This window comes from Delftia sp. 11MD, from assembly GCF_050907895.1.
Taxonomy (GTDB): Bacteria; Pseudomonadota; Gammaproteobacteria; order Burkholderiales; family Burkholderiaceae_C; genus Comamonas; species Comamonas tsuruhatensis.
This window is the reverse complement of the sequence record NZ_CP194333.1, coordinates 5927011-5951207: the sequence shown is the minus strand read 5'-3', so window position 1 is coordinate 5951207 and position 24197 is coordinate 5927011. Positions and strand designations below refer to the sequence as shown.

The 24197-nt window shown below is 68.5% G+C and carries 28 protein-coding genes; 20 read left to right on the top strand and 8 right to left on the bottom strand.

Going from position 1 to position 24197, the window contains the following annotated elements; translation table 11 throughout:
- The first annotated feature begins 61 nt into the window (after positions 1–61).
- From ACRSCF_RS27255 to ACRSCF_RS27245, 3 genes are read left to right on the top strand one after another with little or no spacing between them, the layout of a single operon-like run.
- A complete protein-coding gene (locus ACRSCF_RS27255) occupies positions 62–1345 on the top strand; it encodes a GGDEF domain-containing protein (protein ID WP_034366833.1) in 1284 nt (427 codons plus the stop codon).
- Positions 1346–1369: 24 nt separating this feature from the next.
- Entirely contained in the window at positions 1370–2311 is a 942-nt protein-coding gene (locus ACRSCF_RS27250; protein WP_034366837.1) for an ATP-binding cassette domain-containing protein, read from the top strand.
- Positions 2312–2317: 6 nt separating this feature from the next.
- Positions 2318–3139: an ABC transporter permease gene (locus ACRSCF_RS27245; protein WP_046987122.1), complete on the top strand. Its 822-nt coding sequence runs from the start codon at positions 2318–2320 to the stop codon at positions 3137–3139.
- A 14-nt stretch (positions 3140–3153) separates the two neighbouring features.
- On the opposite strand, the gene ACRSCF_RS27240 is transcribed toward ACRSCF_RS27245, so the two are convergent.
- Complete coding sequence (locus ACRSCF_RS27240; protein WP_244387570.1) at positions 3154–4746, bottom strand: GMC family oxidoreductase; 1593 nt, start codon at positions 4744–4746, stop codon at positions 3154–3156.
- 157 nt (positions 4747–4903) lie between these two features.
- Between ACRSCF_RS27240 and ACRSCF_RS27235 the strand changes: the two genes are divergently transcribed.
- Complete coding sequence (locus ACRSCF_RS27235; RefSeq protein ID WP_016446551.1) at positions 4904–5752, top strand: 3-hydroxybutyryl-CoA dehydrogenase; 849 nt, start codon at positions 4904–4906, stop codon at positions 5750–5752.
- Between the two features lie 75 nt (positions 5753–5827).
- Here the strand turns inward: ACRSCF_RS27235 and ACRSCF_RS27230 are convergent, their stop codons facing one another.
- On the bottom strand, positions 5828–7156 hold the full coding sequence (locus ACRSCF_RS27230) for a HipA domain-containing protein (RefSeq protein WP_016446552.1): 1329 nt from the start codon (positions 7154–7156) through the stop codon (positions 5828–5830).
- Positions 7153–7557: a helix-turn-helix domain-containing protein gene (locus ACRSCF_RS27225; protein ID WP_016446553.1), complete on the bottom strand. Its 405-nt coding sequence runs from the start codon at positions 7555–7557 to the stop codon at positions 7153–7155. The genes ACRSCF_RS27230 and ACRSCF_RS27225 overlap by 4 nt, the downstream gene beginning before the upstream one ends.
- A 212-nt stretch (positions 7558–7769) precedes the next feature.
- Here ACRSCF_RS27225 and ACRSCF_RS27220 point away from each other — a divergent pair, with 212 nt between their 5' ends.
- The 3 genes from ACRSCF_RS27220 to ACRSCF_RS27210 all read left to right on the top strand — a co-directional run bounded on the left by ACRSCF_RS27220 (position 7770) and on the right by ACRSCF_RS27210 (position 9642).
- Positions 7770–8585 carry a crotonase/enoyl-CoA hydratase family protein gene (locus ACRSCF_RS27220; protein WP_034366841.1) on the top strand — a complete coding sequence of 272 codons (816 nt, stop codon included), beginning with the start codon at positions 7770–7772 and terminating at the stop codon, positions 8583–8585.
- A gap of 102 nt (positions 8586–8687) precedes the next feature.
- The gene (locus ACRSCF_RS27215; protein ID WP_034366844.1) at positions 8688–9158 is read left to right on the top strand and encodes a MarR family winged helix-turn-helix transcriptional regulator; all 471 of its coding nucleotides are present in this window, start codon (positions 8688–8690) and stop codon (positions 9156–9158) included.
- A gap of 67 nt (positions 9159–9225) precedes the next feature.
- Positions 9226–9642 (top strand): organic hydroperoxide resistance protein, encoded by a 417-nt coding sequence (locus ACRSCF_RS27210; protein ID WP_016451896.1) that lies wholly within the window; start codon positions 9226–9228, stop codon positions 9640–9642.
- Here the strand turns inward: ACRSCF_RS27210 and ACRSCF_RS27205 are convergent, their stop codons facing one another.
- On the bottom strand, positions 9643–10395 hold the full coding sequence (locus tag ACRSCF_RS27205) for a 2'-5' RNA ligase family protein (RefSeq protein ID WP_244387571.1): 753 nt from the start codon (positions 10393–10395) through the stop codon (positions 9643–9645). It lies immediately after the preceding gene.
- Between the two features lie 30 nt (positions 10396–10425).
- Here ACRSCF_RS27205 and ACRSCF_RS27200 point away from each other — a divergent pair, with 30 nt between their 5' ends.
- The gene (locus tag ACRSCF_RS27200) at positions 10426–11490 is read left to right on the top strand and encodes a serine/threonine protein kinase (protein ID WP_016446558.1); all 1065 of its coding nucleotides are present in this window, start codon (positions 10426–10428) and stop codon (positions 11488–11490) included.
- A gap of 116 nt (positions 11491–11606) precedes the next feature.
- Positions 11607–12557 carry a diguanylate cyclase gene (locus ACRSCF_RS27195; RefSeq protein WP_016446559.1) on the top strand — a complete coding sequence of 317 codons (951 nt, stop codon included), beginning with the start codon at positions 11607–11609 and terminating at the stop codon, positions 12555–12557.
- A 74-nt stretch (positions 12558–12631) separates the two neighbouring features.
- Here ACRSCF_RS27195 and ACRSCF_RS27190 read toward each other — a convergent pair whose 3' ends face one another.
- Positions 12632–13099, bottom strand: coding sequence for a hypothetical protein (locus tag ACRSCF_RS27190; protein ID WP_016451899.1), 468 nt, complete (start codon positions 13097–13099; stop codon positions 12632–12634).
- 272 nt (positions 13100–13371) lie between these two features.
- On the opposite strand from ACRSCF_RS27190, the gene ACRSCF_RS27185 reads away from it, so the two are divergent.
- Positions 13372–14583 carry an MFS transporter gene (locus tag ACRSCF_RS27185; RefSeq protein ID WP_432675161.1) on the top strand — a complete coding sequence of 404 codons (1212 nt, stop codon included), beginning with the start codon at positions 13372–13374 and terminating at the stop codon, positions 14581–14583.
- Between the two features lie 28 nt (positions 14584–14611).
- Here ACRSCF_RS27185 and soxR read toward each other — a convergent pair whose 3' ends face one another.
- Entirely contained in the window at positions 14612–15082 is a 471-nt protein-coding gene (gene soxR / locus ACRSCF_RS27180) for a redox-sensitive transcriptional activator SoxR (protein WP_034366847.1), read from the bottom strand.
- 129 nt (positions 15083–15211) lie between these two features.
- On the opposite strand from soxR, the gene ACRSCF_RS27175 reads away from it, so the two are divergent.
- The 7 genes from ACRSCF_RS27175 (at position 15212) to ureC (ending at position 21447) form a co-directional block, all read left to right on the top strand.
- Positions 15212–15739, top strand: coding sequence for a RidA family protein (locus tag ACRSCF_RS27175; protein WP_034366849.1), 528 nt, complete (start codon positions 15212–15214; stop codon positions 15737–15739).
- Positions 15740–15785: 46 nt separating this feature from the next.
- The gene (locus ACRSCF_RS27170) at positions 15786–17024 is read left to right on the top strand and encodes an MFS transporter (RefSeq protein WP_244387572.1); all 1239 of its coding nucleotides are present in this window, start codon (positions 15786–15788) and stop codon (positions 17022–17024) included.
- A 201-nt stretch (positions 17025–17225) separates the two neighbouring features.
- Entirely contained in the window at positions 17226–18143 is a 918-nt protein-coding gene (locus ACRSCF_RS27165) for an urease accessory protein UreD (protein WP_034366852.1), read from the top strand.
- A 17-nt stretch (positions 18144–18160) separates the two neighbouring features.
- Positions 18161–18463, top strand: coding sequence for an urease subunit gamma (locus ACRSCF_RS27160; protein ID WP_017407199.1), 303 nt, complete (start codon positions 18161–18163; stop codon positions 18461–18463).
- A gap of 158 nt (positions 18464–18621) precedes the next feature.
- Positions 18622–19245, top strand: a complete 624-nt coding sequence (locus ACRSCF_RS27155) for a HupE/UreJ family protein (protein WP_017407198.1) — start codon at positions 18622–18624, stop codon at positions 19243–19245.
- A 27-nt stretch (positions 19246–19272) separates the two neighbouring features.
- Positions 19273–19578, top strand: a complete 306-nt coding sequence (locus tag ACRSCF_RS27150) for an urease subunit beta (protein WP_198818700.1) — start codon at positions 19273–19275, stop codon at positions 19576–19578.
- A gap of 165 nt (positions 19579–19743) precedes the next feature.
- Entirely contained in the window at positions 19744–21447 is a 1704-nt protein-coding gene (gene ureC, locus ACRSCF_RS27145) for an urease subunit alpha (protein WP_046239195.1), read from the top strand.
- 15 nt (positions 21448–21462) lie between these two features.
- Here ureC and ACRSCF_RS27140 read toward each other — a convergent pair whose 3' ends face one another.
- A complete protein-coding gene (locus ACRSCF_RS27140) occupies positions 21463–21867 on the bottom strand; it encodes a type II toxin-antitoxin system death-on-curing family toxin (protein ID WP_034366858.1) in 405 nt (134 codons plus the stop codon).
- The gene (locus ACRSCF_RS27135; protein ID WP_016446570.1) at positions 21864–22091 is read right to left on the bottom strand and encodes an AbrB/MazE/SpoVT family DNA-binding domain-containing protein; all 228 of its coding nucleotides are present in this window, start codon (positions 22089–22091) and stop codon (positions 21864–21866) included. The genes ACRSCF_RS27140 and ACRSCF_RS27135 overlap by 4 nt, the downstream gene beginning before the upstream one ends.
- Before the next feature lie 65 nt (positions 22092–22156).
- Between ACRSCF_RS27135 and ureE the strand changes: the two genes are divergently transcribed.
- The 3 genes from ureE to ureG are packed head-to-tail and all read left to right on the top strand — an operon-like array spanning position 22157 to position 24184.
- Entirely contained in the window at positions 22157–22813 is a 657-nt protein-coding gene (gene ureE / locus ACRSCF_RS27130) for an urease accessory protein UreE (protein ID WP_016451908.1), read from the top strand.
- Entirely contained in the window at positions 22806–23522 is a 717-nt protein-coding gene (locus tag ACRSCF_RS27125; RefSeq protein ID WP_034366872.1) for an urease accessory protein UreF, read from the top strand. Before ureE ends, ACRSCF_RS27125 begins: the two co-directional genes overlap by 8 nt.
- A 20-nt stretch (positions 23523–23542) precedes the next feature.
- The gene (gene ureG / locus ACRSCF_RS27120) at positions 23543–24184 is read left to right on the top strand and encodes an urease accessory protein UreG (protein WP_016446573.1); all 642 of its coding nucleotides are present in this window, start codon (positions 23543–23545) and stop codon (positions 24182–24184) included.
- Positions 24185–24197 lie beyond the last annotated feature (13 nt).

The following is a 24197-nucleotide window of genomic DNA, read 5'->3' as shown; positions in this document are numbered from 1 at the left end:
GCCCCGCCACCGGCCACCTTCTTCCAAGGGCCCCGCTTCGCACCGCCATCCAGGGACGCACATGCCATCCACGCTGCCCACCCTGGATTTTTTCTCCATGACCTCGGTCGTGGCCCTCAACATGATGGCCATGTCGGCCGCCCTGCCGCTGGCCATGGGGCGGCGCGTCAGCGGTGCCGCGCGCCATGCCCAGCATTTCTTCCTGATCCAGGCCGGGGCCTGGATCTTCATCCTCATCGCCAGCCGCCTGCCGCAAGGCCTGCTCTCGCGCGAACTGCTGTCGCTGGGCGCAGCAGCCTGCGCGGCATCGGCACAGTGGCAGATGGCGCGCGCCTTGCGCGAATGGCTGGGGCCCCGGCCGCCCTGGCTGGAACGCGGCCTGATCGCGCTGTGCTTTCTGGGGCCGCTGGGCTTCACCCTGCTGCTGCCCCACTTGTCCTTGCGCACCGGCTGGTTCAGCGCCGCCCACGGACTGAGCCTGCTGGCGCTGGCCGGCCTGTGCCTGGCGCCACGCCGCCCCGTGGCACGCAGCTGGCGCTATCTGATGTGCGGCGTGGCCGTCTTCATGGGGCTGGTACTTCTGGTGCGCAGCTACCTGGCCCTGGCCACGCCCTTCCTGCCCAGCTTCACGGCCGACAGCGGCGCCAACCAGATATTCGCCCTGCTGGTCACGTTGAGCAGCACGCTGCTGATGGTGGCCGTGCTGGTGGCCTGGCGCGACGAGACCAACCAGCAGCTGCGCGACATGGCCTTGCAGGACATGCTCACCGGCCTGCCCAACCGCCGCGCCCTGCTGGAGCGCGCCCCCGCCATGCTGGCGCATGCCCAGCGCCACCGGCAGGCCCTGGCCCTGGTGATGCTGGACCTGGACCACTTCAAGCATGTCAACGACGAATACGGCCATGCCACGGGCGACCGTACGCTGTGCCTCTTCGCCCGCCTGCTGCAGCAGCAATTGCGCAGTGACGAAATCGCTGCGCGCTGGGGCGGCGAGGAGTTCTGCCTGCTGCTCTACACCACGGACGACGGTGTGGATACCCTGTGCACCCGGCTGCAGTCCGCGCTGCTGCAGGCCTCGACGCAGACGCTGGGCTTCGAAGTCCGCTTCAGTGCCGGCTGCGCCCACGCGCCCCAGGTCTGGGACGGCCTGCGCCTGGAAATGCTGCTGCCCGCCGCCGATGCCGCCCTCTACGCTGCCAAGCGCCGCGGGCGTGACTGCTGGACGCAGGTGCGGCTGAGCCCGCCGCAGCAGCAGGCCTGCGCCGATGCGCCTGCTGTATCGGAGACGTCGGAGACGCCGGATGCGCCGGCCAGGCCCGCACTGGCCGCCAAGCCTGCGCGCTAGCCCCGGACCCCAGGAAAACGCTCCATGCCCGCGCTCTTCGACGCCCTGAACCTGCGCAAGCGCTACGGCGACACCACGGTGGTCGATGACCTGTCCTTTTCCATCGCTCCCGGCGAATGCCTGGGCGTGATCGGCCCCAATGGCGCGGGCAAGACCACCACGCTGCGCATCTGCCTGGGCCTGACGGCACCCGATGCGGGCCATGTTCTCTACCACCCCGAAGACGGCTCGCCGCCGCTGCACATGCCTGCCGATGCACTGGCCATCAAGGCGCGGCTGGGCGTGGTCTCGCAGAACGACACGCTGGACCCCGACTTCAGCTGCGCGGAAAACCTGGGCGTCTACGCGCGCTACTTCGGACTGGGTACGGCGCAGATGCGTGACCGCATACCGCAGCTGCTGGACTTCGCGGCGCTGTCGCACAAGGCCGCGGCCAGGCCGGGCGAGTTGTCCGGCGGCATGAAACGGCGCCTGTCCCTGGCGCGCGCCCTGGTCAACGACCCGCGCCTGCTGCTGCTGGACGAACCCACCACGGGCCTGGACCCGCAGGCACGCCACCTGATCTGGGAGCGTCTGCAGTGGCTGCTGCAGCAGGGCAAGGCCATCTTGCTGACCACGCATTTCATGGACGAGGCCGAGCGCCTGTGCTCCCGGCTGCTGGTGCTGGACCACGGCCGCAAGATCGCCGAAGGCCGCCCGCGCGAACTCATCGCCGAGCACCTGGAGCCCGAAGTGGTCGAGGCCTACGGCAACGGCGCCCTGGGCCTGGCGCATGACGCGGCACTGCGCCCACTGGCCGGGCGCACCGAGGTCAGTGGCGACACCGTCTTCTTCTATACGCACGACGCGCGCCCGCTGCTGCAGGCGCTGGCCGCGCACAGCCACCTGCGCACCCTGCACCGCCCGGCCAACCTGGAGGACCTGTTCCTCAAGCTCACCGGCCGACAGATCAGAACCGACGGCTGAATCACCATGACCGAACCCGCATCGGGCACCCCCAGCATCTGGCGCCCCCCCGACCTGTCGCTGCGCTGGTGGCCGGTGTTCCTGCGCAACCTGCTGGTGTGGCGCAAGCTGGCCCTGCCCAGCCTGATCGGCAACATCGCCGAGCCGCTGATGTGGCTGGTGGCCTTCGGCTACGGCATGGGCGCCTTGGTGGGCGAGGTCACCGTGGGCGCCACGGGCCGGCAGGTGCCCTACATCCTGTTCCTGGCCAGCGGCTCCATCTGCATGAGCGCCATGAATGCCGCCAGCTTCGAGGCGCTGTACTCGGCCTTCTCGCGCATGCATGTGCAAAAGACCTGGGACGGCATCATGAACGCGCCCATCAGCCTGGACAGCGTGCTGCTGGCCGAGATGCTCTGGGCCGCCTTCAAGGCGCTGTTCACGGTCACCGCCATCCTGGGCGTGATGCTGGCGCTGGGCATCAGCCACGCGCCCAGGCTGCTGGTGGCCTGGCCCGTGCTGCTGTGCGTGGGCATCATGTTCTCCAGCATCGCGCTGATCTTCAACGCCCTGGCCAAGGGCTATGACTTCTTCACCTACTACTTCACCCTGGTGCTCACGCCCATGATGTTCCTGTCCGGCGTGTTCTTCCCGCGCGAGCAGCTGCCCGAGGCCGTGCGCCTGGCCTCGGACTGGCTGCCGCTGACCAATGCCGTGGAGCTGGTGCGCCCGCTGTTCATGGACGAGTGGCCGGCCCACCCGCTGCGCCACGGCCTGGTGCTGGCCGCCACCACGGTGGCGGCCTACTGGTTTGCGCTGGCGATGACGCGCAGGCGCTTCAGGGCCTGAGATCCGGCCGTTCTTCAGCGCGCTGCGGCGCGGATCATGTCCACCGCCTTCTCCGCGATCATCACCGTGGGCGCATTGGTGTTGCCGCTGACGATGCGCGGCATGACCGAGGCATCGACCACGCGCAGGCCCTTGATGCCGTAGACGCGCAGCTGCGCATCGACCACGTCCATGGGCCCCGGCCCCATGCGGCAGCTGCCCACGGGGTGGTAGATGGTGTCGGCATGGCTGCGGATGAAGGCCTCGATGCCCGCATCGTCCTGCGCGCCGGCCGAGGCCGGCATCTCGCGCCCGCCCAGGGCCGCCAGCGCCGGCTGGGCCAGGATCTCGCGGGCGCGGCGCACGCCGTTCACCATGCGCCGCAGGTCCTGCGCGTCGGAGAAAAAGGCCGGATCCACCAGCGGCAGGGCCAGCGGGTCGGCACTGGCCAGGCGCAGGCTGCCCCGGCTGGCCGGCTGCAGCACGCAGACATGCAGGGAATAGCCGTGGCCCCAGACCGTCTTGCGCCCATGGTCCACCAGCTTGGCCACCACGAAGTGCAGCTGCAGGTCGGGCGCAGCCTCGCCAGGGCTGCTGCGGATGAAGCCGCCCGCCTCGGCAAAGTTGGTGGTCAGCATGCCGCGCCGCTGGCTGCGCCATTGGCCCACGGCGGCCAGCAATCTGCGCGCACCGCCCAGTGACAGGCCGAAGCTGTCGGTCAGCTGCGCGCCATCGACCACCAGCACCACATCCGGGTGGTCATGCAGATGGGCGCCCACGCCGGGCAGGTGGTGGACCACATCGATGCCCAGCGAACGCAGGTGATCGCCCGGCCCCACGCCAGACAGCATCAGCAGCTGCGGCGACAGCAGTGCGCCGCCGCAAAGCAGCACCTCGCGCCGGCAGTGCAGTTGCTGCACCGTACCGCCCTGCAGGTACTCCACGCCCACGGCGCGCCGGCCCTCGAACAGAATGCGCAGCACCTGGGCACCCGTTTCCACGCGCAGATTGGGCCTGGCACGGTGCGGCGCCAGATAGGCCTTGGCGACGTGGTGGCGCTCGCCATTGCGCTGGGTGACCTGGTACAGGCCCACGCCCTCCTGCGCCTGGCCGTTGAAATCCGCGTTGTGCGCATGGCCGGCCTGCACGCCCGCCTGCACGAAGGCCCGGGACAGCGGGTTGGGATCGCGCAGCTCGGCCACGTTCAGGGGCCCGCCCGTGCCGTGCCAGGCATCGGCGCCGCGTTCGTTGTGTTCGGCGCGCAGGAAATAGGGCAGCACCTCGCTCCAGCTCCAGCCCGGGTTGCCCTGGGCCGCCCAGTGGTCGTAGTCGGCCGGCTGGCCGCGCACATAGACCATGGCGTTGACCGCGCTGGAGCCGCCCAGCACCTTGCCGCGCGGCTGGTGGCCACGCCGCCCGCCCAGGCCCGGCTGGGGCACGGTGGACAGGCCCCAGCTGTGGCGCCCGCCCTTGGCCATGGCGGCCATGCCCGCCGGACAGTGGATGAGCACGCTGGAGTCGGGGGGCCCGGCCTCCAGCAGCGCCACCTGCGTCTGCGCATCCTCGCTGAGCCGCCCGGCCAGCACCGAGCCCGCCGAGCCGCCTCCGATCACGATGTAGTCCAGCATGCCTCCCCCTCCCCTGCGGTGTAGCCATCCACTGTTGCAGTCGCCTGCGCGGCGCCGCAAGCCGGGGCAAACCCGGTGGATGCTCCGAATCCCGCTACGATCGCTGGATCGCATTCACGTTCGCATTCACTTTGTTCGTTTGAGGAGACTGACAGTCATGGCAATTCAAACCGTAGGCATCATCGGCGCAGGCACCATGGGCAACGGCATCGCGCAGGCCTGCGCGGTATCGGGCATCGACGTGGTCATGGTGGACATCTCCGATGCCGCCGTCCAGAAGGGCGTGGCCACCGTCTCGGGCAGCCTGGACCGCCTGATCAAGAAGGAAAAGCTGACCGAGGCCGACAAGGCCGCCGCCCTGGCCCGCATCAAGACATCGACCGACTACGCGGCGCTCAAGGGCGCGCAGCTGGTCATCGAGGCCGCCACCGAGAACTACGAGCTCAAGGTCAAGATCCTCAAGCAGCTGGACGCCCTGCTGGATGCCGACGTCATCGTCGCCACCAACACCTCGTCCATCTCCATCACCCAGCTGGCCGCCGTGACGGGCCGTGCCGACAAGTTCATCGGCATGCACTTCTTCAACCCCGTGCCCATGATGGCGCTGGTGGAGATCATCGTCGGCCTGCAGACCAGCGACGAGACGCACGCCACGGTCAAGGAACTGTCCGAGCGCCTGGGCAAGAGCCCCATCACCGTGAAGAATGCCCCCGGCTTCGTGGTCAACCGCATCCTGGTGCCCATGATCAACGAGGCCTTCTTCGTGCTGGCCGAAGGCCTGGCATCGGCCGAGGACATCGACGCCGGCATGAAGCTGGGCTGCAACCAGCCCATCGGCCCGCTGGCCCTGGCCGACATGATCGGCCTGGACGTGTGCCTGGCCGTGATGGAGGTCTACCTCAAGGAATTCGGCGACAGCAAGTACCGTCCCTGCCCCCTGCTCAAGGAAATGGTGGCCGCCGGCCGCCTGGGCCGCAAGACGGGCCGCGGCGTGTACAGCTACTGATACACCGCCCCCAAGGCCAAGCGAAGGCGAAGGCAGCTCAGGCTGGCCTTCGCCTTTTGTTTTGGTGGCCGCGCGCTACTTGGTTTTGCGCACCAGCGCCAGCATGTCCTCGATGACGATGTGACGTATCGACCTGAGCATTCTAAGGTGGGCACTTCTTGTGGAATGGTCCATTGCAGAGTCGGCAGGCTGGTGGAGCTGGCCAGCCTCGAATTCTGCGATCAACGTATCGGCCTGCGGAGCCAGCATGCCAAGCATCCTGTCGAGCACACGTCCGCTTGTGCTCTGGGTCAGGCCCAAGGCCGTACCTGCGGCCAGCAGCTTTCCGTAGGTCACGTCGGCAAAGAAGGCCGCACCCGCAAGCGGAACCGTCAGCCGCTCCTGTGGCCATACCGCATGTTCATCGGCGTAAGCCCGCGTGTGATAGACGGCGGTGCTCAGGAGATCGTAGAACGGCGCCAGCCTGACGCCGCCCCGGTCCACCAGGAACGACAGATTCTTCAGATGACTGTCGCTGTTGCCCACCAGGGTGTTGAACAGCAGCCACTGATAGATGCCCATCCGGGCTTGCGCCTTTTCGCGGCAGCGGTCCATCAACGACGCCAGTGTCTGGATGCTGGCTCCTTGATATTTGAAAGTCCGGGCCAGGTCGAGCAGTTGGCAGGCATCCACCACATGCAGTCGCAGCCACTCTTGGGACGCTTCATCAAACACGCGGTCAAAGCGGTTGATGACATAGGCCGGCTCGGGCGTGTACAGCAGGTGTACCGGCGGCACATCAAGCCCCAGGCGCCCGGCAAGCTTCATGGTGAAGGCCTCGTTGACGGTCGAGTGCGGATAGCCTTCGGCCGTGGAGTCCGGCTTGAGGATATGGCTGGAAGCCGTCCCTTGGAAGGGTTCCTGCAGGCGAGCGGTTTTCTCGTCGTACAGCACCACCATTTTGTGCTGCGCTCCAGCCAGGGACATGCGCTTGGGTGATCCGGCATGCAAGGATGTGCGCGGCAAGTTCCTGAGTCTTAGTGACAGTTCGCCGAACTCCAGCCTCCTTGCGCCGCGCTCGGCTGCACCCGCCCCAGGCGGCAGCAGGACCAGGGATCCGGCCGATTCCGCGCCAAGGGCCTGCAAAAGGCCGAAGGCATCGTGCTCATTCACCTCCAGCTCTTTGCTGATCGCACTGCGCAGTGCTTCCTCGGGCAGCAGGTTGTCGAAGAACCATTGGACGCTGCGGTGCGTAGATCCGTCGATGTGCCTGCGCTTTGCCAAGGAAATGCCGGGCGCCAATGGGAAAGCGCGAGGGTCGCCCATCCACTCCTCCTCATAGGCAAAGCCCCAGACATCCCTGTTTTCGACCAGCTTTCCGGCAAGCCGGCCGTTGATGAATACGTCCAGGATGCGTGCGGTCACGGCCTGTTCTTTTCGAAGGCGGTGCGGAAGAACGCATCGTCCGAGTCGCGGGCACCGGGCTCCTCCCTGACTTCAGCGGCTGGCCCTCCGTCCGGTGCGCCCTGGCGCGTTCGGTACTCGTGGGAACCATGGGACTCAGGTGGCAGCCTGGCCTGGCGGCGCTGCAGATAGGCCTGCTCGGTTCCCTCGGGAAGGTCGATGAGCACTTCGATTCCCAGTTCGGACAGCAGTTGCAGCACGCGCCCAAACTGGACCGTGGGCTTGCCGCGCTCCACGTCCCGCACAAAGACATGGCTCACGCCTGCGGCGCCTGCTGCATCGTCCTGGCGCAAGCGCCGCGCCTTGCGAACGGCCCATACCGCGTCACCGAGTGCATCCACAGAGTCGATGGAGATCTTCATGGCTTCAATGAAATCGAAAGCATGGTTTCGATCTTATCGATCGGCAATGGCGCTGGCAATGAATCGAAACGAACTTATCGATTTTCATCGATCAGCTTCCCAAACCTCAGAAAACGAAAGCATTGCTTAGATATTCATTTCGTTTTCAATCGTCCTCTGCGCGACTGCACCCATCCCTGGCCTGCTCTAAGGTCCATGCGCAGGAGACACGCATGGACATCAACACCCCCACCCCGCCGCCCGAAGGCTGCATCAGCTGCGAAGTGCGCGGCCATGTGCTGCTGATCGGCATCAACCGTCCCGCCAAGCGCAACGGCTGGACGCCCCCCATGTTCCAGCAGCTGGCCGAGGCCTATACCCGGCTGGACGACGACCCGCAATTGCGCGTGGGCGTGCTGCATGCGTTCGGCAGCCATTTCACGGCGGGGCTGGACCTTCCGGTAATGGCGGAGTACCTGCGCTCGGGCAGGAAGGCCATCCCGCAAGGCCTGGTGGAGCCGCACGACTACGGCCTGGTCGGCTACCGGCGCCGCGCCAAGCCCATGGTGGTGGCGGTCAAGGGCATCTGCTTCACGGTGGGCATCGAGCTGATGCTGGGCGCCGACATCGTGGTCGCGGCCGATGACTGCCGCTTTTCCCAGCTGGAGGTGCAGCGCTGCATCATGCCCACGGGCGGCGCCACGCTGCGCATGGCCGAACGTGCGGGCGTGGGCAATGCCATGCTGCACCTGCTGACGGCCGACGAATTCGACAGCGCCGAGGCCTATCGCCTGAACTTCGTGCAGAAGGTGGTGCCGGCCGGCCAGGAGCTGGCCGAGGCGCTGCGCATTGCCGAGCGCATTGCCGCCCAGGCCCCGCAGGCCGTGGTGGCCACGCGGCTCAATGTGCTCAAGGCCATCGAGCTGGGCCAGGCCGCCGCCGTGGCCGATTTCATTCCCGTGCAGCAGCGCCTGGCCAGCAGCGAGGATGCGGCCGAGGGCGTGCGCTCCTTCATCGAAAAACGCCCCGCGCGCTTCACGGGCCGATAGGCCCCCTCGGTCCCTCGACCCCTGCGGATCTTCACCTTCCGATCCGAAGGGGTTTTTCAAATTAAGTTGTGCACAATTTAATTGACAGCAATAATTCAACCCATGCCCAGCAGCCCTCCCCTTCCTCTCGACAGCTCCGAGCTTCTGCGCCTGGACAACCAGGTCTGCTTCGCGCTGTACTCGGCATCGCTGGCCATGACCAAGCTGTACAAGCCCCTGCTCGATGGCATCGGCCTGACCTATCCGCAGTACCTGGTGATGCTGGTGCTGTGGGAGCGCGACGGCCTGACCGTGTCCGAGATCGGCGAACAGCTGTATCTGGATTCGGGCACGCTGACCCCGTTGCTCAAGCGCCTGGAAGGCGCGGGCCTGCTGGAGCGGGTGCGCGATGCGCATGACGAGAGGCGCGTGCGCATCACGCTCACGCCGCAAGGCCGGGCGCTGCGCGATGCGGCTGAAAAGATTCCCGCCTGCGTGCTGCAGAGCACGCAGTGCACGCTGCCCGAGTTGCAGGCGCTGACGCAGCAACTGGGCGCACTGCGCCAGCGGCTGGTGCCGCGCCGCAGCGATTGACGACCACCCACAGACGATTTCCTCCACCCGTCCGCACCGCCGGACAACTTTGCAAAAGGAAGACACCATGGCCCAGCTCGAAAAAGTCCTCTACACCGCACGTGCCCACACCACCGGCGGCCGCGACGGCGCCTCGCGCACCGATGACGGACGCCTGGATGTGACCCTGTCCTCGCCAGGCACCAGCGGCACGGGCACCAACCCCGAGCAACTGTTCGCCGCCGGCTACTCGGCCTGCTTCATCGGCGCCATCAAGGCCGTGGCCGGCAAGCAGAAGATCAGCCTGCCCCAGGACCTGGCCATCGACGCCGAAGTGGACCTGGGCACCATCCCCAACGCCTACGGCATCGCCGCGCGCCTGAAGGTCAGCCTGCCCGGCATGGACAGGGCCGCCGCCCAGGCCCTGGTGGACGCGGCCCACCAGGTCTGCCCCTACTCCAACGCCACGCGCGGCAACATCGACGTGCAGATCACCCTGGCCTGATCAGGCCCAGTCCGGCCTCTGCAGCCAGTGCAACCTGCGGCGCAGGAGGTCGTAGCGGGCGTGGCAGGTCAACGGCCCGTGCAGCACGTCGGCTGCATAGCTGACCAGCGCGATCTCGCCCACGGCGGCCTGCCAGTGCTCCTGCATTGGCAGGCCGCTCATCCATTGCAGCACCTGGTCACGGGGCCAGGCAGCGCTCCAGGCGCCCAGCGTCACATGGGGCACGTAGGGGCGCATCGCCTCGGTCAGCGCCAGCCCGGGCCCTGTCTGCGCGAGCACGCCATGCAGTCCGTGCAGCGTGCAGCCGTCCGGCCTGTCGTCGCGCACCTGAAGGTAGGGCGCCATCTCGAAACTTCCCCAGCCACCGAACTCCAGCTGCAGCGGCGCGGCCGGCAGGTGCTGCAGCGCGAGCAGGTCGCGCGACAGTTGCGCCGCGCCGTAGGCCTGCGGCAGTTGCGCACCGCCATCCAGAAAGCCCGCGGTGGCCAGGGTCACGTGCAGTTGCCGCTGGCAGTGCGGGACCAGCGCTGCGCCCAGCCAGCGGCGTGCCTGCGCACAGGCGGCTTGCACTGCGTCGCGCACAGGCGGGGCCAGCGCCTGCATCGTCACCACCCAGACCGCATAGCGGCCACGGCCGAGGTGCCAGGCGCTCCAGCCGTCGGATGGCCCGGCCGCACTGGCGATGGCATGGGATTGCAGGAAGTGGGGCAGCAGCGGCACGGCGGGCGGATCGGCGTTGTCGGGCGGACGCAAAGCTTAAGCCAGCCCGGCGACAATCGCCCCATGTCTGCCACACCATACGATCCTGATCTGAGTGCCGTCCCCGATGCCGGTTCGCACGCCTATGCCCGGCTCACGCCCGACGCCGTGCTCGACGCACTGGCCTCGGTCGGCCTGTGGGGCGATGGCCGGCTCACGGCCCTGGCCTCCTACGAAAACCGCGTCTACCAGGCCGTGCTGGAGGACGGCGAACGCGTGGTGCTGAAGTTCTACCGCCCGGGCCGCTGGAGCCGCGATCAGATCCTGGAGGAGCACGCCTTCAGCGCCGAGCTGACGGCCGCCGAAGTGCCTGCCGTGCCCCCGCTGGTGCTGGCAGGTGCCACGCTGCACAGCTACGCGGGCTTTGATTTCTCGGTCAGCCCCTGGCGCGGTGGCCGCCCGCCCGAGCTGGACGATTTCGAGGTGCTGGAGTGGACCGGGCGCTTCCTGGCCCGCATCCACACCGTGGGCGAAGCGCGCCCGTTTGTGCACCGGCCCGCGCTGGACCTGGCCACCTTCGGCCACGACTCCATGCAATGGCTGCTGGACCGGAAAATGATTCCGCTGGAGGTGGAATCCACCTGGAAAGCCGCCTGCCAGCGCGCCCTTGAGCTGATGGCACCCGCTGCCGACGGCCTGAGCGCAGCCGGCCACTTCGGCCTGCACAGCGCGCGCACGCTGCGCCTGCACGGCGACTGCCATCCCGGCAACGTGCTGTGGACGCCGCTGGACGACGAAGGCCATGGCGGCCCGCATTTCGTGGACCTGGACGATGCGCGCACGGGCCCGGCCGTGCAGGACCTGTGGATGCTGCTGTCGGGCGACCGCAGCCAGCGCACGCGCCAGCTGGGGGCCCTGCTGGATGGCTATGAACAGTTCCGCCCCTTCGACCGACGCGAGCTGGCCCTGATCGAGCCGCTGCGCACGCTGCGACTCATTCACTACAGCGCCTGGCTGGCGCGACGCCAGGACGACCCGATCTTTGCCATCAACTTCCCGTGGTTCGGCACACCCGACTACTGGCGCGGACAGGTGGACATGCTCAACGAGCAGATCGAGGCGATGCAGGAAGAGCCTCTATACGCCTGAGGCCACCGGGCCGCCTGCCTGCCGAAGACAGAGATCTTTACAAATTGTCCAGACCTCCTGCGCCCTATCCAGGGCTGCGGGTTCCGGGGTATTCTCGGCCCGAAATCCCACCGGCCATGCCCTACTCCGCCTTCCCCCCTACGCTGCCCAACCCGCTACAGCCCTTGCCTGCCGGGCAGAAGGTGCTTGTGGTGGACGACGTCCCGGACAACGCCGCCATCATCTGCCAGGTGATCAAGGATCTGTGCAGCGTGCTCATGGCCCACACGGGCGAGGACGCGCTGACCCTGGCCCGCCAGTACCTGCCCGACCTCATCCTGCTGGACATCCGCATGCCCGAGATGGACGGCTTCGAGGTCTGCCGGCGCCTGAAGGCGGACCTGGAAACCGCCCACATCCCCGTCATCTTTCTCACGGCGCTGACCGAGCCCCATTGCGAGGAACTGGGACTGAACCTGGGCGCGGTGGATTTCGTGACCAAGCCCTTTCGCCCGCCCGTGCTCAAGGCGCGCGTGCGCACGCATCTGGAGATTGCACAGCAGCGCAAGATGCTGCAGCTGCTCTCGCACAGCGACGGGCTGACGGGCACGGCCAACCGGCGCTTTTTCGGCGCCCAGCTGGAGCGCGAGTTCATGCGCCTGCAGCGGCTGGGCGAGCCGCTGTCGCTGGTGATGATCGATGTGGACCACTTCAAGGCCTACAACGACCACTACGGCCATCTGGTCGGCGATGAATGCCTGAGCCAGCTGTCCCAGGCCATACAGGGCGCGCTGCACCGGCCTGGCGACCTGCTGGCGCGCTATGGCGGCGAGGAATTCGTCTGCCTGCTGCCCCATACGGCGCTGGACGGCGCGGTGCTGGTTGCGCAGGGCATCGTCGATGCGCTCAGGGCGCTGGACCTGCCCCACGCCGCCTCGCCCCTGGGCCATGCGCTGACCGTCAGCCTGGGTGTGGCCAGCATGGCGCCTTCGCCCGACAACAGCGCCGACCAATTGCTGGCCGATGCCGACCGGCGCCTGTACCTCGCCAAGAACGCGGGCCGGGACCGTATCGTCTGGGCGGGGTGAACCGAAGTACCCCCTGAGCGGCTGCCCTAGGCTGGGCCAGGCGCACCTTCCAGGGCGACGCATACGCTTAAGCGTTAGCAACGCCCGTCGACGCGGCAGGCCGGTACGACCTGACCGCTGGCGTCGCGCCATTGCAGCTGGCCGGCGGGGGTCTGGGAGGGCGCTGCAGGTGCGGGCTCCTGCGGTGTTTGGGTGGCGGAGCGCTGCGGGTCGTGCAGCACGGTGGACGAGCCCACGCCCACACCCACCCGCGCGCCGCCCACGCCCGTGGAGGCGCCCACGCCGGCGCTGCCCAGGACCTGGCCACTCTGGTTGACGCCCACCCCAACGCCCAGCGGCCCCACGCCCGTGCCGACACCGGCGCTCAGCCCGCCGCTGCCCAGCCCGACGCCCACCGATACCGGGCCGACGGGAATGCCTATGCCCACGCCGCCGCCTACCGAGCCGCAACCGGCCAGCAGCAGCGCACAGGCGGCAAGCGCGGCACCAGCCGCCTTGCGCGATGGCGGGCAGGTGATGAAGGCGGTGGGTGGAACTGGCATGCCGGACTCTCAGGACAAGGGGAAAACACAGGGACGGCCACAGGGTACACCCGCCCGCCTGGCGCACGATGCCAGCGGTATGCCCGGGTGCATGCCAGGGGCTCGGAGGCGGCGCAACACCCAGGACACGCGGGTTTCTTAGAATTCACCCATTGGCCTGCGGGTCATTCCAGATTCCATGCGCTCCCGGACAGTGCCGCGGCGCCTCGGGGCGCAAGGCCTGCGCGGCGCCTCTTTCCCTCGCTTTCGTCTTCTTCGCGTTCCCTTTTTCTATGCAAACCCGTTGGCCGCCCTATGCGTGGGTGTGTTTTTCCATGTGCGTGGGTGTCATGGGCACGGCCCTGGCCAGCCCGCTGTACCCGCTGTACCAGCAGGCCTGGGGGCTGCAGCCCAGCCACATCACGCAGATCTTCGTGGCCTACATGTTCGGCGCGCTGGCCAGCCTGCTGTTCCTGGGCCGGCTGACCGACCGCTTCGGCTTTGTCGCCGTGCTGCGCGCAGGCCTGATCCTGATGACGCTGGGCGTGCTGGCCTCCACCGTGGCCTGGAACGTGCCCAGCTTTGCGCTGGGCCGCGTGGTGATCGGCGTGGCTTCGGGGCTGATCACCACCTCGGCCTCGGTGGGCATGACCCGGCTCAACAACCGGGGCGACCTGCAGCGCGCCGCGGCCACGACCAGCCTGACCATTGCCTTCGGCTTCGGGCTGGGCCCCGTGGTGGGCGGGCTGATCGCGCAGTGGCTGCCCTGGCCGCTGGTCACGGCCTATATCCCCTCGCTGGGGCTGGGCCTGCTGGCCATCTATGCGCTGTACCAGGTGCGCATTGCCGAGCCGGCGGAGCTGGCCTCCACCCAGGCACGTGCGCTGCACTGGCGCGATTTCATGCCCACCATCACCCTGCCCGAGCGCCGCTTTGCGCGCCACTACGCGCTGGGCGGCATGTGTGCGTTCTGCGCCTTCGGCATGTTCAGCCTGTTCGCATCGCTGGCGCCCAGCTTCATGCAGCGCATGGTGCCCTGGCATGGGCCGGCCGTTTCGGGCCTGTCCATCGGCGTGATCCTGTTCCTCTCGGCGGGCTTCCAGTACCTGGCGCGCCCGCGCCCGACCAAGGGCTCGGCCATTCTGGGCTTTGCCTGCCTGGTGGCCTGCAACCTCCTGCTGCTGGTCAACAGCTTTGCGGGCTCGGCCCTGCTGTTCGCGCTCAGCGTGATCACCACGGCGGCGGGCCACGGCCTGTGCAATCTGGCGGGCATGTCCATCGTCAACAAGGTCTCGACACCGGCCACGCGCACGGGCCTGCTGTCCACCTACCTGGTGGTCGGCTACCTGGGCACCATCGTGCCCATCCTGGGCCTGGGCTGGCTTTCGGACCACATCGGCATCACCGAGGCCCTGGTCGCCTACTGCATCGTCATGGGCGTGCTGGCCGGCTGGCTGTGCTGGATGTGCACGCGCACGCCCACGCTGCCCATGCCCAAGCACTAGGACCTGTTCACGCCCAAGCGCAGGCTGTTCAGCGAAAGTGCGGCCCCGGCCCGTCCTTGGCCAGGCAATCGCCGTCATTGCGCAGCGGGCAGACTTTGAGGGACAGGCAGCCGCAGCCAATGCAGCCGTCGATCTGGTCGCGCAGCTGGGTCAGCCCCTGGATGCGCGCATCCAGCGCATGGCGCCAGCGCGCGGACAGCGCGCTCCAGTCGGCCTGCGTGGGCGTGCGGCCGCTGGGCAGGTCCTGCAGCGCCTCGGCAATCTCGGCCAGCGGCACGCCCATGCGCTGGGCCACCCTGATGACGGCCACGCGCCGCAGCACGGCACGCGCATAGCGGCGCTGGTTGCCGGGCGTGCGCAGGCTCTCGATCAGTCCCTGGCGCTCGTAGAAATGCAGGGCCGAGACGGAGATGCCACTGCGCCGGGCCACTTCGCCCACGGAGAGGATGGCCGGCCCGTCATGGTCGGACGCGGTGACACCGGCAGAAGACAGATTCATGGCAGCAGGAAAATAGGCGCAGGAAAAATAGGTCCAAGCAGGCCTGCATTTGACCTCAACTTTGGTTGAGGTTTCACACTGGCAAGCCTCGCCGGTCCAGCCGGCGCACTTTCGGACTCCAGGCCCACCATGCAACACGACGCACTTCCAGCCGCCTCGGCACAGCCCGCCGCTTCCACGGCCCCGCAACTGCACCATCTGCAGCCCGCCGGTCTCTACGACGCCACGCCCAACGGCTACACCCATGTGGTCACCGTGCACGGGCCGGCGCAATGGGCCTTCGTCTCGGGCCAGGGCGGCGAGAACCAGGCGGGCGACTTGCCCGACAGCTTCGCGGCCCAGGCGCAGCAGGCCCTGTCCAACCTCAAGCTGGCGCTGCAGGCGGCGGGCGCGGACATGGGCCAGGTGGTCAAGCTGACCCTGCTCATCGTGGACCACTCGGAGGCCCGCTTCAACGACTGGCAGGCCGCCGTGCGCCTGCATTGGAGCGACGGTGCCCCCGGCGATGGCGCCCCCAGCAATACCCTGCCGCGCTTTCCGGCCTGCACCCTGATCCCCGTGCCCCGGCTGGCCCTGCCCGGAATGCTGATCGAGGTCGATGCCGTGGCCGCACTGCCCGCCACCGCCCAGCCGGCGCGGCCGCCGCTGTGGGTCTGAGCCGTCCGCTTGCCACCCATCAGCAGATACCACAGGCATTCGTCCGATGAACAGATCCTCCCCGGCCCCCGCCCTGCCCTCGCCGCCCATGCAGGCCACCGCCGCGCCCGTGCTGCCCCAGAGCACCCTGCTGCTCATGGCCACGGCCTGCGGCCTGTGCGCGGGCGCCAACTACTTCAACCAGCCGCTGCTGCACTCCATCGCCATGGACCTGGGCATCAGCGAGGCGCGTGCCTCGCTGACGGTGACCATGGCCCAGGTCTCCTATGCGCTGGGACTGCTGCTGCTCGTGCCGCTGGGCGACATGCTGGAACGCCGCCGCCTGGTGCTGGGCCTGATGCTGCTGGCCGCGCTGGGCATGCTGGCCAGCGGCATGGCGCACAGCTTTGCGCTGCTGGCGGCGGGCACGCTGATGACCGGGCTGTTCTCGGTCGCGGCCCAGGTGCTGGTGCCCATGGCGGCCAGCTTTGCGGCGCCCGGCGCCAGCGGGCGCGCCGTGGGCCTGGTCATGAGCGGGCTGCTGATCGGCATCCTGGCCTCGCGCAGCGTGGCCGGCGTGCTCTCGGACCTGGGCGGCTGGAATGCCGTGTACTGGGTCGGTGCCCTGGCCACGGCCGGCGTGGCCCTGCTGCTGCGGCGCGCGCTGCCGCTGGCGCAGCCGGCCCAGCGCATCGGCTATGGCGCGGTGATGCGCTCCCTGCTCACGCTGGCGCGCGAGCAGCCGCGCCTGCGCAGCCGGGCGCTGATCGGCGGCATGGGCTTTGCCACGGTGAGCGTGCTGTTCTCCACCATGGCACTGCTGCTGGCCGGGCCGGGCTACGGGTTCGGCGATGCGCAGATCGGCCTCATCGGCCTGGTCGGCGTGGCCGGCGCCCTCATGGCCAACATGGCCGGCCGGCTGGCCGACCGGGGGCTGGAGCAGCGCACCACGCTGGCCGGCGGCCTGCTCATGCTGGCGGGCTGGGGGGCGCTGTGGCTGGGCGGCACCAGCCTGTGGTGGTTCCTGGCGGGACTGCTCATCGTCGATGCCGCGCTGCAGGCCCTGCACATCAGCAACCAGAACGTGATCTACGCGCTGGCGCCTTCGGCGCGATCGCGCATCAATGCGGTCTACATGACGGGGTACTTCATCGGCGCCTCGCTGGGCTCGGCCGTGGGCTCGACGGTGTGGCTGCACTGGGGATGGACGGGTGCCGGCGTTGCAGGCCTGGCCCTGAGCCTGTGCACGCTGGCCGTGGTCGCCTGGGACAGAAGCCTGGCGCGCCAGGCCAAGGCACGGGCGTAGGGCATCGCACCAACCTGCGGCACGGCGGCGCAGGAATGCACCGCAAGCGTGCCGCATTCCGCCCCGCGCATGGCAGCGCACGCACCAATCCGATGCACCAGCGCACCAGCAGGGCGCAGCCGCCACTGCACCGGATTGGCACGCTAAATGCATGACGGAAGGCCGTTACCACCCACACGCCCTGTACCGTCCGCCCCGCCCATGTCCGCAGCGCTACCGATCACCGCCGTGCCCGCTTGCGTCTCGGGCTGGCAGGCCATGCTGGACCTGCGCTTCGAGCACCGCGCCGGCCAGGGCAGCGTGCTTTCCCACGCACGCCACAGCGGCCCGCTGCGCGTGCAAAAACCGCTGCACCCTGAAGGCCCCGGCATCTGCCATGCCGTGCTGCTGCATCCGCCCGGCGGCGTGGCCGGCGGCGACCAGTTGCAGATCGATGTGACCGTGGAGCCCGGCGCCCACGCCCTGCTGACCACGCCAGGCGCCACGCGCTGGTACAAGTCCCAGGGCCGCCCGGCCGCGCAGCGCGTGCGGCTGCGCGTGGAAGAAGGAGCCATCCTGGAATGGCTGCCGCAGGAAAACATGCTGTTCGCCGGTGCCGACGCCACCATGGCGCTGGACCTGGATCTTGCGCCGGGCGCGCGCGCCATCGGCTGGGACGCCACGGTGCTGGGCCGCTATGGCGCGGGCGAGCACTGGAACCACACCGGCACCGCCCAATGCGCTGCCGCGCGCCTGCAGCTTCACAACCGGCTCGCATGCGGCGGACGGCCGCTGTGGCTGGAGCAAGGTGAACTGCACGCCGGCCATGCCCTGCTGTCCAGCCCCGTTGCCTGGGCAGGCTTGCCCATACAGGCCAGCCTCTGGGCCGTGGCCCCCGAACCCCTGGCGGCCATGGAGCCATTGAGCGAGCAACTGGCCGCCAGCCTGCCCTGGAGCGATGAAGTGCGCGCCGGCGCCAGCCTGCTGGCCGGCCAGGGCGGCGCGCCCTCGGTACTGCTGCTGCGCGTGCTGGCCCGGCGCATGGAGGCGGCACGGGCCGTGCTGCATGAAGGCTGGCGCCTGCTGCGCCCCGCACTGCTGGACATGCCTGCCCGCCCTCCCCGCCTCTGGGCCACCTGATCAACGGAGACTCATCCATGGAACTCACCCCGCGTGAAAAAGACAAGCTGCTGCTGTTCACCGCAGCCCTGGTGGCCGAGCGGCGCAAGGCGCGCGGCCTGAAGCTCAACTACCCCGAGGCCGTGGCGCTGATCAGCGCTGCCGTGCTGGAGTGGGCGCGCGACGGCAAGACCGTGGCCGAGCTCATGCACCTGGGCACCACGGTGCTGACGCGCGCCGATGTGATGGAGGGCATCCCAGAAATGATCCCGGACATCCAGGTCGAAGCCACTTTCCCGGACGGCACCAAGCTGGTCACCGTTCATCATCCAATAGTTTGACCCCCTGAGCGGCTACGCCGCTTCCCCCAAGGGGGACGGCGCCATCGCTGCGGGGCGGCGCGGCCAGCTTAGGCCCTTGCTGGGCACCCCCAACCAGCCCGCTGCATCCGCTTGTGCCGTGGGCAGATCCAGTCTCGATAGCGATCAAGGAGATCTCCATGTTCAGATTCCGCAACACTTTCAACTACCTGCTCGCCCCGGCCCTGCTGGCCGCCGCCACGGCTGCCAGCGCCCATACGGGGGCCGGCGCCCACCTGCATGCCGGCGACGGCGCCATGCAGGCCCTGATGGCCGGGCTGTCCCATCCCATTGCGGGCCTGGACCATCTGCTGGCCATGGTGGCGCTGGGCCTGTGGTGCGGGCTGATGCTCAAGCGCCAGTGGCTGCCGCCCGTGGCCTTTGCCGCCTGCATGGCGCTGGGCCTGGCGCTGACGCAGACCCCGCTGGAGCTGCCGGCCGTGGAGCCCATGGTGGCCGCCTCGCTGCTGGCCTTCGGCCTGCTGCTGGTGGCCCAGCGCCGCCTGCCCGTGGCCCTGGCCATGGTGCTGGCCGGCGCCTTCGCGCTGTTCCACGGATACGCGCATGGCGAGGTCTTCCCCCACGCGCTGCCCGCAGCCGTGTTCTGGGCCTACATGGCGGGCATGGTCGCCACCACGCTGGTGCTGCATGCCCTGGGCGTGGCCTTTGGCCGGGCCATGCGCGGCGGCACGGCTTCGGCCTGGGCCGCACGCCTGGCAGGTGTGGCCGCCATGGGCTACGGTGCCGTGGCGCTGGCAGGCTGAGCGCGGGAGCCGCACATGACCGAGCGCATCACCCCCGGCGAACTGCTGGCCGAGCCCGGCGAGATCCTGCTGAACGCAGGCCGGCCCGTGCAGACCCTCACGGTCACCAACACCGGCGACCGGCCCGTGCAGGTGGGCTCGCACTTTCATTTCTTCGAGGTCAACGAGGCCCTGCACTTCGACCGCGCCGCCGCACGCGGCTGGCGGCTGAACATCGCGGCCGGCACGGCCGTGCGCTTCGAGCCGGGCCAGGAACGCACGGTGGAACTGGTGGAAATCTCCGGCGACCGCATCATCTATGGCTTCAACGCCAAGGTGATGGGCAGGCTTTGAAGTACCCCCTGAGCGGCTACGCCGCTTCCCCCTCTCTCGCTTCGCGGGAGGGGGACGACACCCTCGGTGCGGGGCGGCCCTTCCTCGGTGTCCCCGGGTTGGACCACGCCGGTTTTAAGTACAACGAGCAACGCATAGCGTCGTAGACAACAGAAAGGGAATGCTATGGCAAGCATCACGCGCCAGGCCTATGCCGAGATGTTCGGCCCCACCGTGGGCGACCGCCTGCGGCTGGCCGACACGGCCCTGGTCATCGAGATCGAGAAGGACCACACGATCTACGGCGAAGAGGTCAAGTTCGGCGGCGGCAAGGTCATCCGCGACGGCATGGGCCAAAGCCAGCGCATGGCCGCCGACTGCGCCGACACCGTCATCACCAATGCCGTGATCATCGACCACTGGGGCATCGTCAAGGCCGACATCGCCATCAAGAACGGGCTGATCGCCGGCATAGGCAAGGCGGGCAACCCGGACATGCAGCCGGGCGTGACCATCGTCATCGGCCCCGGCACGGAAATCATTGCGGGCGAGGGCATGATCGTCACGGCCGGCGGCATCGACACGCACATCCACTTCATCTGCCCGCAGCAGATCGACGAGGCGCTGACCAGCGGCGTGACCACCATGATCGGCGGCGGCACGGGCCCGGCCACGGGCACCTTCGCCACCACGGTCACGCCCGGTCCCTGGCACATGGAGCGCATGCTGCAGGCCGTGGACGGCTACCCCATGAACATCGGCCTGCTGGGCAAGGGCAACGCCAGCCAGGCCGCGCCGCTGCGCGAGCAGATCGCGGCAGGCGCCATCGGCCTGAAGCTGCACGAGGACTGGGGATCGACGCCCGCCGCCATCGACTGCTGCCTGGGCGTGGCCGACGAGACCGACACCCAGGTCGCCATCCACACCGACACGCTCAACGAGGGCGGCTTCGTCGAGGCCACGGTGGCCGCCTTCAAGGGCCGCACCATCCACACCTACCACACCGAAGGCGCGGGCGGCGGCCACGCGCCCGACATCATCAAGGTCTGCGGCGAGGCCAACGTGCTGCCCTCGTCCACCAACCCCACGCGGCCCTACACGGTGAACACGCTGGACGAGCACCTGGACATGCTCATGGTCTGCCACCACCTGGACGCCTCGATTGCCGAGGACATCGCCTTCGCCGAAAGCCGCATCCGCCGCGAGACCATCGCCGCCGAGGACGTGCTGCACGACCTGGGCGCCTTCTCCATGATCTCCAGCGACAGCCAGGCCATGGGCCGCGTGGGCGAGGTCGTGCTGCGCACCTGGCAGACCGCGCACAAGATGAAGGTCCAGCGCGGCAGCCTGCCGGGCGACAACGCGCGCCACGACAACTTCCGTGTCAAGCGCTACGTGGCCAAGTACACCATCAACCCCGCACGCACGCATGGCATCGCCCATGTCGTGGGCTCGGTCGAGGTCGGCAAGCTGGCCGACCTGGTGCTGTGGCGGCCTGCGTTCTTCGGCGTCAAGCCCAGCCTCATCCTCAAGGGTGGCAGCATCGCCAGCGCCGCCATGGGCGACCCCAACGCCAGCATCCCCACGCCCCAGCCCGTGCACTACCGCCCCATGTTCGCGGGCCAGGGCAGCGGCGTGGCGGCGGCCAGCCTCACCTTCATCTCGCAGGCCGCCCAGCAGGCCGGCGTGGCCGACCGCTACGGCCTGCGCAAGCGCACCGTGGCCGTGGAAAACTGCCGCAGCGTCAGCAAGCGCGACATGGTGCACAACGACTGGCAGCCCGACATCAGCGTCGATCCCGAGACCTACCAGGTCGTGGCCGACGGCCAGCTGCTGACCTGCGAGCCCGCCACCGAGCTGCCGATGGCGCAGCGGTATTTTCTTTTTTAAGGGGGAGCAATGGGGTCAGCGGGGCAAGGGCGCACTGTGCTCACGTATCCAGAGGGCGAACCCGGCCTCGTCCAGTTCGCCTGCGGCCAAGGCCACCATGGTCAGCACACAGGACTCGTCACCCGCCGTCAATTCCCAGCCATTGAGATGGAGAAACAGCTCGGTCGCCACAAAGGCTGTGCGTTTATTGCCATCCGCAAAGGGATGGTTGCGCGCGATGCCAAAGCCATAGCTGGCTGCCAGCTCGGCCGCATCAGGCGCCCCATAAGCGGCCAGATGGCGTGGCCTGGCCAGGGCGGATGCCAGCAACCCGGCATCACGCACGCCCGCCGGGCCACCATGCTCGGTCAGTTGCTCTTCGTGAACAGCCAGCATGACGGCCTCGCTGAGCCAGACCCAAACCTGCATGTTCCCGGTCATTTCGCCAGCTCACGCAAAACACCACGCCGCTTTTTCATGATCAGGCGCGCTGCATCCATCTGCTGCCCGAAGTCCTCGTCATACGGAGAAAGCTTGATGCCACCGTCGGCAACCTCGGTCAGATACACCGTGTCGCCTTTGCCCAGGTTCAGCTTCGCCAGAATCTCCTTGGGCAGGATCAAGCCCACGGAATTGCCGACCTGGGTGAGTTTGAGAGTGGTCATGATGGAATCTCCAGGGAAGTCATTGACCTCGCAATGTTATAACGAACGTTAATACGAAACAATTCATGCTCACCGTCAACAAACACATGCCCCAGGGCGGCGGCCTTGCCGCCGTGCTGGTCAGGCGCGCCGCCACGCTGGAACTGGACTGGGACATGCGCCAGAAGAGCCGCTTTGCGGCCATCGACTCCACGGGGCGCGAGCTGGCCGTGGTGCTGGCGCGCGGCAGCGTGCTGCGCGGCGGCGATGTGCTGGTGGCAGAGGATGGCAGCCTGGTCGCCGTGCGCGCCGCGCCCCAGGCGGTGTTGCGCGTGACGGCGGCCACGCCGCTGGGCCTGCTGCGTGCGGCCTACCACCTGGGCAACCGGCATATCCCGGTGGAGGTCACCCCCACGCACCTGCACCTGGAAAACGACCCCGTGCTGCACGACATGCTGCTGCGCCTGGGCGCGCAGGTGGCCCTGGTGGATGCGCCCTTCGAGCCCGAGGCCGGCGCCTATGGCGGCGGCCACCGCCACGGCCATGACGCCAGCTTTGCCGAGGACCAGGCACTGGCGCAGAGCGTGTATGCGCTGCATGACCATGGGCACGCACACGGCCATTCACACGACCATTCACACGATCATTCCCACGGGCATGAACATGGCCACGACCACAGCCATGACCATGATCACAAAGGCTGCTGCGGACACGGGCACGGCCACGACCATCCGCATGGCTGACCTGTCGATGCAGGGGCTGTGCGCCCTGCTGCACCTGGCATCGCCCCAGCTGCCCGTGGGCGGCTTCAGCTATTCGCAGGGGCTGGAGGCCGCCATCGAGCACGGCCTGGTCACGGACGCCGGCACGGCGCGCACCTGGATTGCCGATGCGCTGGCCCACGGCTTTGCACGCTGCGAGGCGCCGCTGTGGCTGCTGCTGCGCCGGGCCTGGAGCGAAGGCGACGAAGGGGCAGTGCACGAATGGAACCAATGGTTCATTGCCAGCCGCGACAGCCGTGAGGCCCGTGCCGAGACGCTGCAGATGGGCTGGTCGCTGCACAGCCTGCTGCGCTCCGTGCCCTGGGGCGGCGAGGCCTTTGCGCCCCGCATCGCACAACTGGGCGCCCTTGTGGACAACCCTGGCCTGGCCTATCCCACGGCCTTTGCCTGCGCCTGCGCCGCCGTGGATGCCGACGAGGACCATGCCCTGCTGGCCTATGGCTTTGCCTGGCTGGAGAACCAGGTGGCCGCCGCCATCAAGGCCGTGCCACTGGGCCAGGTGGCGGGCCAGAGCCTGCTGCTGGCCCTGCATCCGCTGCTGGAGCAGGCCGTGGGCGAGGCACGCCGCCGCGCCAGCGAGGCGCCGCCCCGGCTGGACACCATGCTGCCCCAATGGAGCGTGCTGCAGGCGCGGCACGAACACCAGTACTCCCGGCTCTTCCGGTCCTGATCACTCACCCCAAGTCCACCATGAATACCCGCACCAAGAAACTCCCCCCGCTGCGCGTCGGCATCGGCGGCCCGGTCGGCTCCGGCAAGACCACGCTGCTGGAGATGCTGTGCAAGGCCATGCGCGCCCACTACGACCTGGTGGTCATCACCAACGACATCTACACCAAGGAGGACCAGCGCCTGCTGACAGTGGCCGAGGCCCTGCCGCCCGAGCGCATCATGGGCGTGGAGACCGGCGGCTGCCCGCACACGGCCATCCGCGAGGACGCCTCCATCAACCTCGAGGCCGTGGACCGCATGCTGCGCCAGTTCCCCGAGGCGGACATCGTCTTCATCGAAAGCGGCGGCGACAACCTGGCCGCCACCTTCAGCCCCGAGCTGTCGGACCTGACCATCTACGTGATCGACGTGGCCGGCGGCGAGAAGATTCCGCGCAAGGGCGGCCCCGGCATCACCAAGAGCGATCTGCTGGTGGTCAACAAGACCGACCTGGCGCCCTACGTGGGCGCCAACCTGTCCATCATGGAAGCCGACACGCAGCGCATGCGCGCCCACAAGCCCTATGTGATGGGCAGCGTGAAAAGCGGCAAGGGCCTGCGCGAGGTGATCGACTTCATCACCGAGCGCGGCCTGCTGCCGCCCATGCCCGCTCAGGCCTGAAGACGGCCGCGCA